General features: G+C 48.3%; 11 protein-coding genes. 6 read left to right on the plus strand and 5 right to left on the minus strand.

All coding sequences use genetic code 11. From position 1 onward, the window contains the following. Positions 1-10 precede the first annotated feature (10 nt). The 4 genes from VIM72_RS10015 (at position 11) to VIM72_RS10030 (ending at position 3,599) form a co-directional block, all read left to right on the plus strand. Positions 11-928 (plus strand): anti-sigma factor, encoded by a 918-nt coding sequence (locus VIM72_RS10015; protein ID WP_332002695.1) that lies wholly within the window; start codon positions 11-13, stop codon positions 926-928. 185 nt (positions 929-1,113) lie between these two features. Next, positions 1,114-1,662, plus strand: a complete 549-nt coding sequence (locus VIM72_RS10020; RefSeq protein WP_332002696.1) for an RNA polymerase sigma factor — start codon at positions 1,114-1,116, stop codon at positions 1,660-1,662. Positions 1,663-1,677: 15 nt separating this feature from the next. Further along, the gene (locus tag VIM72_RS10025) at positions 1,678-2,526 is read left to right on the plus strand and encodes an anti-sigma factor (protein WP_332002697.1); all 849 of its coding nucleotides are present in this window, start codon (positions 1,678-1,680) and stop codon (positions 2,524-2,526) included. Between the two features lie 122 nt (positions 2,527-2,648). Beyond that, positions 2,649-3,599, plus strand: a complete 951-nt coding sequence (locus VIM72_RS10030) for a hypothetical protein (protein WP_332002698.1) — start codon at positions 2,649-2,651, stop codon at positions 3,597-3,599. Here the strand turns inward: VIM72_RS10030 and VIM72_RS10035 are convergent, their stop codons facing one another. Then, entirely contained in the window at positions 3,600-5,270 is a 1,671-nt protein-coding gene (locus tag VIM72_RS10035; RefSeq protein WP_332002699.1) for a gliding motility-associated C-terminal domain-containing protein, read from the minus strand. It abuts the gene before it with no gap. Positions 5,271-5,396: 126 nt separating this feature from the next. Continuing rightward, complete coding sequence (locus VIM72_RS10040) at positions 5,397-6,470, minus strand: RluA family pseudouridine synthase (protein ID WP_332002700.1); 1,074 nt, start codon at positions 6,468-6,470, stop codon at positions 5,397-5,399. A 117-nt stretch (positions 6,471-6,587) separates the two neighbouring features. Between VIM72_RS10040 and lipB the strand changes: the two genes are divergently transcribed. Continuing rightward, on the plus strand, positions 6,588-7,292 hold the full coding sequence (lipB, locus tag VIM72_RS10045) for a lipoyl(octanoyl) transferase LipB (RefSeq protein ID WP_332002701.1): 705 nt from the start codon (positions 6,588-6,590) through the stop codon (positions 7,290-7,292). Between the two features lie 2 nt (positions 7,293-7,294). Here lipB and VIM72_RS10050 read toward each other — a convergent pair whose 3' ends face one another. The 3 genes from VIM72_RS10050 to VIM72_RS10060 all read right to left on the minus strand — a co-directional run bounded on the left by VIM72_RS10050 (position 7,295) and on the right by VIM72_RS10060 (position 10,406). Next, positions 7,295-7,981: a hypothetical protein gene (locus tag VIM72_RS10050; protein WP_332002702.1), complete on the minus strand. Its 687-nt coding sequence runs from the start codon at positions 7,979-7,981 to the stop codon at positions 7,295-7,297. 112 nt (positions 7,982-8,093) lie between these two features. Continuing rightward, on the minus strand, positions 8,094-8,978 hold the full coding sequence (locus VIM72_RS10055; protein WP_332002703.1) for a 1-aminocyclopropane-1-carboxylate deaminase/D-cysteine desulfhydrase: 885 nt from the start codon (positions 8,976-8,978) through the stop codon (positions 8,094-8,096). A gap of 87 nt (positions 8,979-9,065) precedes the next feature. Next, the gene (locus tag VIM72_RS10060; RefSeq protein WP_332002704.1) at positions 9,066-10,406 is read right to left on the minus strand and encodes an alpha-L-fucosidase; all 1,341 of its coding nucleotides are present in this window, start codon (positions 10,404-10,406) and stop codon (positions 9,066-9,068) included. A gap of 131 nt (positions 10,407-10,537) precedes the next feature. On the opposite strand from VIM72_RS10060, the gene VIM72_RS10065 reads away from it, so the two are divergent. Beyond that, the coding region (locus VIM72_RS10065; RefSeq protein ID WP_332002705.1) for a sugar phosphate nucleotidyltransferase at positions 10,538-11,301 on the plus strand (764 nt) is incomplete at its 3' end.

Consider the following 11,301-nt stretch of genomic DNA (forward strand, 5'->3'; position numbering starts at 1 on the left):
ATTAGAGATAGTGGATGTACAACGATACATATCGTCCGGAATCCTTGAAAGCTATGTATTCGGCATGTTGCCGGAAGCAGAACAGGGTGAGGTAGAAACGGCCGTATCACAATACCCCGATGTCAAAGCCGCAGTGGATTCACTGCAGCATGACAAAGAGCGTTTTGTGCAGCTGTATGCAATAGCGCCTCCCAATAGCATCAGGGAGCGGCTGATGGAAATTGTTCATCAGGAAAATACGCAGGAAGGAAATGACCTGCTGCCGGATGAGCTGCGTACGCCCGCTCCTGTTTCCCTCAACGGAAAAAAAAAGAACAGGCAACAGCCACAGAACGGGGAAACGCCGGTGAGGCAACTCCCGGTTGCCAAACCATCTAAAGACCGGATCTGGAAATATCTTACCGCGGCTATCGTGGTATTGCTGCTGGGCAGCATTTTTATGAACTTCTTTTTTTTCCGGAAATCTACTGATTATAAAAGCCGTTACCAGTCGCTCATAGCTACCAAAGAGAAACTGGAAGCCGATAAAGCGCAACAGTCACTGACCCGTTTGAAAGAAACGCCGTTGGCCGCTGAAGCCGATCCGCTGAGTAACCCCGATTTTAAATGGACAAAGATCCCCGGCGGCGGAAAGTATGCCGGCAACCTGGTAGCCGTAGGATGGAATGAAAAAACGCAGGCCATATACCTGCAGGCGCAACTGATGCCGCTGCCTCCGCAAGGCAAACAGTTCCAGCTGTGGGCCATTGTGAATAAGAAACTGGTAGATGCCGGTGTTTTCCTCACAGGCGGTGAAGTGTCCCAACAATTACAACAAATGAAAGCCGTGGCAGCAGTACAGGGCTTTGCCATTACACTTGAAATGAAAGGCGGTAGCCCTGAGCCAAGTATGGACCAGGTATGCATGTCGGCAAAGCTGGCGAAGTAAGGCCCGTTCTGTTCATCATGATAAAAGAGTATATTGCCTCAACAGGCCCCGTTTGACCACTATTAAAGACACACCATTTTTGTAAAAAAATATCCGTGAAAGCTGAAGGCATGATGATCATGTTTCGTTCTGTCATGTTGTGTGCCATCCGTCCAGTATAAAATACAAACTATATCCAATCTGTTTTGGAATACGCTGCCACATATACAGAAGCTGAGCTGGTGCAGGGATTGAAAGCCCGCGACCAGAAAATATTCAGTTACGTGTACGACCAGTATTCACCTGCATTGTATGGCGTGATTGTAAAGGTGCTGAACAACGACAGTACTGCGGGAGACGTATTGCAGGAAGTATTCCTGAAGATCTGGCGGCATCTTGACCAATACGATGAAACAAAAGGCCGGCTTTTTACCTGGATGCTGAATATCGCCAGGAATACCGCTATTGATACGCTCCGGTCAAAAGCCCATAAGCTGGAACAGAAAATCCGGAATATACCGGATGACGTACATGTAAGCGACAGCCTCATCGCTGTGCAGCCATCGACCGACTACCTGGGTTTCTCCCGGATCCTGGAAAAGCTCACCAAAGAACAGCGTACCCTGATAGACTTAGCGTATTATAAAGGTTGTACCCAGGAAGAAATTGCCCGGGTAATGGAGATTCCTTTGGGTACCGTGAAAACGAGAATGCGCAACGCCATTAATCAACTGAGAACTATTTTAAACAAGTAAATATTTTTTGCAGTAGTGGACCCACAACATTTCATATCGTCCGGAATTATTGAGCTGTATATAGCAGGTATGGCCAGCGAAGAAGAAATTCGGGAGCTGGAAGCCGCTATGGCGCAGTACCCGGCAGTAGCGGCAGAGGTAGAAGCCTACCGCCGCAATATGGAAGAATATATCAGGTTGCAGGGCAGGGTTCCCGGAGAAGATATCAAAACACGTTTATTCACACAAATCAATAATGAATCCAATTTGCAGGAGGGTGAACCTGTACCCGATCAAGACCTGCGACAACCAAATGTAGTGCCCATGCAAGAAACTAAAAGCCTATCCTGGAAATGGCTTGCCGCCGCCGCCGCTGTGCTGCTGCTGGGAAGCCTTATTTTAAACTATGTGTTCTTTAACCGGTACAAGGAATTCAAGGAGTACAAAGATAAATACCAGTCTTTACTCGTATCCCAGAACTCCATTTTGTCAAAGAGCAATCTTTACAAAACCCGCTTAGAACAAATGCAGGAATCCATGGAAATCATCCAGGATCCTAAAGTCCTGAAAGTGCCGATGCCAGGTACCAAAGCGTTCCCTGAAGCATTAGCCACTGTATTCTGGAACCCGCAAAGTCAGGAAGTGTATCTGAAAGTTAACAAACTGCCAGAACCAGCTGCCGACAAACAGTATCAACTCTGGGCTATCGTAGATGGCAAACCGGTTGATATGGGCGTGTTCGAAATGGGTGATACAGCCAGCCTCCTCCAGAAAATGAAAGTAACCGGCAAAGCACAAATGTTTGCGGTTACCCTGGAAAAGAAAGGTGGTGCGCTGCAGCCTACTATGGAACAAATGTATGTGGCCGGAAAAATCCCCGGTTGATAAAAAGAGATAGCGCTCTTTTTAAAGAAAAACAGGAAGCTGTTGTAAGTAATACTTGCAACGGCTTTCTGTTTTTAGCATTTGTGTAACACCGGCTTTGCGCTTTTTTATTAAATTGCAGCATGTCGCAATTTTGGAAAAGTATAGCAGGAATCGCTGCCCTCAGCCTGTTACAGTGTTTGCAACTCAGCGCCCAGGACACAGCCCGCTATAAAGGAATGACGGTTAACCTGGATGAAGTGATTGTAGCTGCAAAGCGTATAGGCTTCGACGTTAACAGCTTTATAAAAAGAGTGGAAGATGACACCACTTTTTACCGCGCATTTAAAAACCTGCATATCGTAGGATTTGATGCCATCAATGATATTCAGGTACTGGGCAAAAACGCACAGGTGCAGGCCTCCCTGTATAACCAAACCCACCAGGAGATAAAGGGAAAATGCCGCACCATGCAGGTATCCAATGAAAAGGTGACCGGCGACTTCTATACCCGCAAAGGCAATTATAATTACTATACCGCTGAATTATATGCTAACCTGTTCTTCACCAAAGGCACGGTATGCACAGATGAATCAGGGGAAGATCCCGAGCGCTCCAGCGGTAGCCTGGCACGGCACAAGGCGCAGCTCAAACAGCTGATCTTCAACCCCGGTAAGCCCATCCGCGGGGTACCCATTGTAGGATCCAAAGTAGCCATCTTCAACAGCGAGGTAATGCGGTTTTACGATTTTTCCATTACTGCGGAAAACTATGTGGACGGTACTTCCTGTTATGTATTTACCGCTAAAACAAAACCGGGCCTGAACCGGATCGACCGGGCAGATGTAGTGATCGATGAGCTGATCACCTGGTTTAATAAAGAGAATTTTGAGATCGTAGGCCGCAAATATGCCCTCTCTTATAAAACAATGCTGTTTGATTTTAATGTGAAGATGAATGTGCAGATGACCAAATACAATGGCCTGCTGATCCCCGCCCTGGTAACCTATAACGGCACCTGGAATGTGCCTTTCAAAAAAAGGGAAACAGCCGTTTTTGCGGCAAAATTCCTCAATTTTACCGGCGCACAATAACTAATTCACCAGCGTGATAGTCCCTGTTTTATGCACTGCAAACCGGGTGATCACTTCTTTATAATCCACTATCCACACATAGGTGGCAATATCAGCCAAAGTGCCATTCACACGCCCATTCCAGCCTACCTGCGGATCGGTGGTGTAAAACACCCGTTCTCCCCAGCGGTTATAAATACTCAATGTATAATCGTATATGGGGCACCGGTATACCGGCCGGAAATAATCATTTTTTCCATCTCCGTTAGGAGAAAAAGCAGTAGGGAAAAACAACTGGCACTGGCAATCGTGGTATTTTACTTCTACAGAATCAACAGACGTTCCGCAGCTGTTGGTAGCCACCATGGCGTAAAACCCGGGCCGCGTAACGGTATACATCGGCGTACTGGTGCTGTCCTGCCATTTGTAAATGCCACCGCCGGCGCCGGTAGCGCGCAGCTGGTATACTTCATTCCTGCAGAGCAGGGTATCAGGACCGAGGTTTACCCGTAGCGTATCTTCAAATTTTACAGAGATGCTGTCCATAGATTCGCAGCGGCCTATTTGTGCGTGCACATAATAGAAACCGGGTTTGGTAACGTAATAGGTGGCCTGGTCGGAGCCGTCCTGCCAGAGATACTGGCCGTTGCCAAAATCCGCTGTGAGCACCAGGAAGCTGCCTTTGCAGATACTGGTGTCGTTACCGAGGTCCAGTTTTTTTAAGCGGTTATAGTTAATGAAGATGGTATCTACCACACTGCAGGTATTGTTGATCTCTACCAGCGCCCACAGGTTGGTGGTACTGCTGATGGTAACGGCGGGAGTGGTAGCGCCGGTGCTCCATTCCCAGGCAGTGGCCTGGGGAATGTTGGGAGCCACACGGATAGATTCACCGGGGCACAGTAGCGTATCCGGCCCCAGTGAAAAAGGATAAGGGGCGCCGGTAAAGGTAATGGTGATCTCGTCCGACATGGTGGGGCATCCTTTCGGGAACACATCTACGTGATAGGTGCCGGAGGTATACACATCCTGTGTAGGCTCCGTGTTGCCGGTATTCCAGAGATAGGTGCAGTTTTGTGCGGTAGCGTCCAGGGCAATGTGTTCACCGGTGCATAGTATAAGATCTTTGCCAAGCTCAATTTCAGGAATGGGTGTATAAAACACATTCACGGAATCAGGATTGGGGCAGCCGTTTATTTTTACTTTATAGGTAGCGGAAGTATCTACCAGGATGCTGCTGTTCGTAGAGCTGTCCTGCCAGAGATAGGTGGCGCCGGGTATTACAGGGGCCTGTAAGGTCATGGTACTCCCTTCACACAAGGTAATGTCCTGGTCGCCCAGGTCGAAGATCACAGGTGTAACAATGGTCACGGGTTGCACGGTGGTATCCGGAACGCCGTTGCGCCAGGCGATAAGGGTATCAGAGTAGGTGCCGATGCTGGTATAAATATGCCAGGCACGCATGCTTTTGGAGGAATCTTTATCTCCCGAAGGGGGATCATTAAAGCGCCATTTTACTGAATCGATGCCCGCAGGATTAATGATCAGGAAAAAAGAAGTGTCGTTTACACAGGTAGAAGATACTGCAAAAGGAGTACGCTGGGCGTTGGCTTTATGGCCAAGCAGGTTGCACACCAGGAAAACCGGTATAAGGAATAAGGATCGACAGAAAATAGATATTTGGTCTCTCATGCAATTGACATGGGTAATTGCTGCTAAGATAACCTAAACATGTAGAATATTTATAATAATAAATATGATTTTTATAATAAGATGATTTTAGCGGAGGAATGCTCCGCTAAAACCGTTGCAGGCGGGTTATTCGCCATCGTCTTTCAGCGGTCTTGCTGAAATATATCTTTTCCATTTTTCCAGGACGGCGGTAAAGTCGGCTGGTAACGGGCTTTCGAAGTGCATTTTTTCACGGGTGCGCGGGTGTATAAAGCCCAGTTGTTGTGCATGCAGGGCATGACGGGGCATTATATCAAAGCAGTTATCCACAAACTGTTTGTATTTCGTGTATACGGTGCCTTTAACGATGCGGTTACCGCCATAGGTTTCATCGTTGAACAGGGAGTGGCCGATATGCTGCATATGTACACGGATCTGGTGGGTGCGGCCTGTTTCCAGCCGGCATTCGATCATGCTTACATAGTTGAACCGTTCCAGTACGCGGTAATGGGTAATGGCTTCCTTGCCATATTCGCCGTCGGGGTAAGCATCCATGATCTTGCGCAGGCGCTGATGGCGGCCTACATGGGCTACTACGGTGCCTTCGTCTTCTTCAAAGTCGCCCCATACCAGTGCAATATAGCGCCGGTGCACAGTGTGGTCAAAGAATTGTTTTGCCAGGTCGTTCATGGCTTTGTCGGACTTGGCGATCACCAGCAGCCCGCTGGTGTTTTTATCGATACGGTGCACCAGTCCGAAACGGGGAAGCGCTGGTTCCGTGGCCTGGGTTTTATCGCCCAGGTACCAGGAGAGGCCGTTCACCAGTGTGCCATCGCGGTTGCCGCAGCCAGGGTGCACTACCAGGCCGGCGGGTTTATCGATGACCATTATATCGTCGTCTTCATACACAATATTCAGCGGCAGTTCCTGTGGAATGATATCTGTATTTTCCGGGTTCTTGTTGGAAAACACAATGATCCTGTCCAGTGGCCTGATCTTGTAATTGGCTTTAACGGGTTTGTCGTTTACCAATACCATTTCACCGTCCAGGGCCTGCTGGATCTTATTGCGGGTAGCGCCTTCTATGCGGTTAGTAAGGAATTTATCAATACGGACAGGCTCCTGGCCTTTATCCACCACCATATTGATCTTTTCGTACAGTTCCTCGCTGCCATCCCCGTTATCCAGCTCATCTTCCAGTTCCAGCAATTCTTCAGCCATTAATACAATTTTTTGCAAAGGTAAAGTTTAGTTGGCAGTTTAGCTGCGCCGGGGCAAATGTTCCGTATCACGGCGATTTGGCGTACCTTTGCGCAGCTGAAAAAGATGAATATGATCATGGACAAAGCAAAGCAGAAGATTGTTGTAAAAGACCTCGGTGTGATAGATTACCAGGCTGCCTGGGATTACCAGGAGCAGTTACTGAAGGAGAATGTGCAGTTGAAAACCCGTGCGGGGAGCGGATTGCCGGGGGCTACTACCAATTACCTGTTGTTTTGCGAACATCCACCCGTGTATACCATCGGTAAAAGCGGGCATATGGAAAACCTGCTCATTTCCCGGGAGGAGCTGCAGGAGCGGGGTATAGGTTTTGTACCTACCAACCGCGGTGGCGATATCACTTTTCACGGCCCGGGCCAGGTGGTGGGTTATCCTATCCTGGATCTCGAAAATTTTTTTACGGATATTGGTAAATACCTGCGTTGCCTGGAAGAAGTGATCATCCGCACGTTGGCGGAGTATGGGGTAACCGGCGACCGCTCAGCCGGGGAAACCGGTGTATGGCTGGACCCGCACGATAAAGCGAAGGCCCGTAAAATATGCGCTATGGGCGTACGTTGCAGCCGCTGGGTAACCATGCATGGGTTTGCGCTGAATGTAAATACCCTGATGGATTACTTCAACAACATTATTGCCTGTGGCATTGCCGACAAACAGGTGGCCTCACTGGATAAAGAAGTGGGCGGCCCGGTAAGCCTGGAAGAAGTGAAAGCTAAGCTGAGCAAACATTTCGGCGAAGTATTCGGCGCTGAAATGGTATAACCTTACATTTTATAGTTCAGTGGAATAAACAGGTTCCATTTCTCCTTTAATTTTCCCTCCTCGAATATTTCGAAGTTGAACCATCCTGCATGCATAAAAATGGCTTTCTCCAGGATGAGGAAGGGCGCTTTTACCTGGTCTATATCAAAAAGGAAAGTACCGTTGGACTCATAAAACTTAATGGAATATTTTTTCTGTGGCGCATCCGGCAATTTTATGTTGACGTTACCATCGGCAGTAGTGTAGATGTAGTTGGAAGGGTGCCAGGAAATCCTTTCCGGCTCTTTGTTTTCCTGCTCTTTACCTCTCAGCCCTCTTGACGCATCCATTATATCGGCATATTGCAGCTTCTGATCGGCGCGTATAGTACTGTCTGACAGGGCCAGTACGGTTTTACTGTACATGAAGCGCCCGTTGGTGAACAGGATGAAGAGTCGGTAATAATTGGTACCGGGCAAGGGTTTATTATCAAGATAGGCATTCCTTGTTTGAGTAGGATAGCTGGCGTAGCCAATGGTATTAAAGTTCAGCACGCTGTCGAGGGAGCGTTGCACGCCGATTTCCTTTACCTGTGTGAAGCCGGAGATCCAGTCCAGTTGTATTCTACCGGTTTTGATGGAAGCGGTGAAATCGGGCAGCACAGGAGGCATAAACTGCTGTGCCTGTGCATGTCCAGTAAATCCGGTCAATAAAAAAATTCCAATAACAAAAGTGATACGCACAAACTGCTTCATACTGATTATTCCGTGAGCTCTTAAAGTTGGCAAAAATACACTACCGTTCAAATATAATGAACAGTTTTTAAAAGGATAGAACGCCGGGAGGGAGGGAAAGATTGCCCTGAAGGCCACCGGTATGTATCAGCAGCACCTTGCTGTTTGCCGGGAAGTAGCCCTGCTGCGCCAGTTCCCGGAAGGCCATTACCAGTTTGCCGGTGTAAATAAAATCGGTGGGGATGCCTGTTTCGTTGTAGAAACTATTGATAAAATCTATAAGGGCGGGCGATTTTTTTGCATAGCCGCCACCGTGGTGTTCGTATAGGAGTTGCCAGTGGCTGGTACCGCCGGGATGAAGCAGGGCTGCCACTTCTTTTTCAAGGTATTGTGCGCCTTTCAGCACCGGGATGCCGGTTACCTGCTGGTGTGGCTGCGCGCTGTTGATAAGACCTGCAAGGGTGGTGCCGGTGCCTGTGGCGCAGAGGATATGTGTATATGCTGTTGTGGGGAAAACGGAAAGGATCTCTTCACAGCCTTTGGCGCCGGCGGCATTGTGACCGCCTTCCGGAACAATATGGTAGCCGGGAAATAATGTTTGTCCTGTTTTGTGGTCCCGGTATTTTTCCCGGCTGACGAAAAGCAGCTGCATGCCATTGTTTGCCGCGGTTTGGAGCGTGTGATTCAGCTGGCGCTGATGTTCTTCTCCCCTGATCACCCCGGTGCAGGGCAGGCCTGCTTCCTTACAGGCCAGGGCGGTAGCGGCAATATGATTGGAGTAGGCGCCGCCATAGGTAAGGATACCACTGCAGCCATTTGTTTTGGCAGCAGCAATGTTATACTTCAGTTTAAACCACTTATTCCCTGATATTTCCGGATGGATCTTATCCAAACGCAGCATAGCGGCGTTGAGGCTTGCCGGCAGCCAGCTGGTGCGAAAGGAATCAAGGGTAATCTGATCGTATGAAAGCATACCGCATTTAAGTAATAAGGGAAAAAGATTGGGGAGATGCAGGCATACTACAGCGCTTCATCTCCCCAAATATAAAATCAAATTTGATTAATCATTGGTCAGGAAGCCGCCCTGGCCCCTGTACAGCTTTACGGGCTTATCCAGTTTTACTTTCAGCACGGTGATGTATTTGTCGTGCACATTTTCCGGTACGTCGATGAATACCAGTCCGGGTACCGGGCTCCAGGAAATTTTGCCTACTACTTTGTGCGTCAGCTGGCTGTTATTGCCCAGCACGGTGATACTTTCAATTTTATTGGACAGGCCTTTTACCATTACCTGGCCGCTGGTTTTGGCGGGAAGGAACAGGTAAAGGGTGGTAGAATCTTTAGACAGCGTAGTGGGGCCATAGAAGTGGCCCTGGGGGATACCGGCAATGGTGTTGAAGACCGCTTCGCCGTTGCGTTGGTTCCAGGCGCCCAGTTCTTTCAGTACGTTTACTTCCTCTTCAGGGATGCTGCCATCTGCTTTGGGGCCGATGTCGAGGAGGAGGTTTCCGCCATTGCTTATGGCATCCACGAAGATGCTAATGATTTCAAAGGGTGTTTTCCAGTTGGTATCCTGTGGCTGCCAGCCCCAGTTGCTGTTGATGGTCATGCAAAGCTCCCACCAGTGGTATTTTGGGCGTGATACGGGGAAATTCTGTTCAGGTGTTTCATAATCGCCGTAGCCTTGTAAACGCCCGTTAATAATGGTGTTGGGATTATGCGAAGTGAGCATCTGCCGCATTTTGGGCGCTTCCCATTCTTCCGCGGAATGCTCCCAGTCGCCGTCGAACCACCACAGGTCGGGGTTGAACTTTGTCATTACTTCGGCCATTTGTCCTTCGTAATACTTCAGAAAGCGCTGCCATCTCTCAGGCTGGGCTTTGATATCGTAGCGGTTACTGTCTTTCAGGAACTGCGGATAATCCTTATGGCTCCAGTCGATCAGGGAAAAATAGGCACCACATTTGATACTATCGCGCCGCAAAGCCGCATAGAGAGGGGTGAGCACATCTCTTTTCGCCGGTGTACTGTTAGCAACATCCAGTTTACTGTATTTGCTGTCCCACAGGGCCACGCCATCGTGGTGTTTGGTGGTCATTACCGCATAGCGGGCGCCGGATGCTTTAATCAGATCGGCCCATGCCTGCGGGTTGTAATTGTTTGCAGTAAAGCCTTTGAGCTGCTGCATGTAATCGGGGTAGGATATTTTTTTGTTGTGGAATGACCAGGATTCATCTACTCCTTTGACTGAATAGATGCCCCAGTGGATAAAAATGCCAAGTTTGGCATCGGCAAACCACTGCATTTTTTCTTTGATGTCGTTTGGATTTGTTTTCTGTTGCGCATTGGCAGCGTTGAAACACTGCATGGCAAAGGCTCCCAGCACTAATAATCTCTTCATTGTTCGGTTTAATTAATCTTTAAAAAACGGTATTACTACAAAAAGAAAGTGTGAAAATAGTTTTAATGATTAAATTTAGCGCCGATATTTTTAGGTAAATAGTTGACACTTATAAAACTAATATCAGAAAAATGCAACCGACTTTATTGATTCTGGCGGCCGGTATGGCCAGCCGATACGGCAGTTTGAAGCAAATCCAGAAATTTGGCCCCAGCGGTGAAACTATCATCGATTACTCTATTTACGACGCTATCAGCGCCGGTTTTGGAAAAATAGTGTTCATCATCCGCGAGAATTTTGCAGCAGACTTCAAAGAGATCTTTGAACCAAAGCTCAAAGGCCGCGTGGCTGTTGATTTTGTATACCAGGAAATGGATGCTTTTTTAGATGGTCATGCGGTGCCAGCCGACAGGACCAAGCCATGGGGCACAGCCCATGCGGTGCTTTGCGCGAAAAACGCTATCAATGAGCCATTTGCAGTGATCAATGCGGATGATTTCTATGGTACCGATGCTTTTGTTAAGATGGCGGAGTTCCTGAACAATGGCTGTAAGCCCAATGTATACAGTGTGGTAGGGTATGAACTGGGCAAAACGATCAGCGAGCATGGCTCTGTTTCCCGCGGTGTATGTGAAGTGAGCGCAGACGGGAACCTGGCGGCTATCAATGAAAGGACCAAGATATACCCGGAGAACGGGCAGATCGTTTATGAAGAAGCAGATGGCAGCAAGCATCCGCTGGCCGCCAATACGCCGGTATCCATGAACTTCTGGGGTTTCCATCCGAGTGTATTTGAGCTGAGCCAGGGTCTTTTCAGCGAGTTCCTGGAGAAGAACAGCAGCAATCCTAAATCTGAATTCTTTATTACAATTGTAGCCGATGAATTTACCCGCCG

This window comes from Chitinophaga sp., from assembly GCF_036569185.1.
GTDB lineage: Bacteria > Bacteroidota > Bacteroidia > Chitinophagales > Chitinophagaceae > Chitinophaga.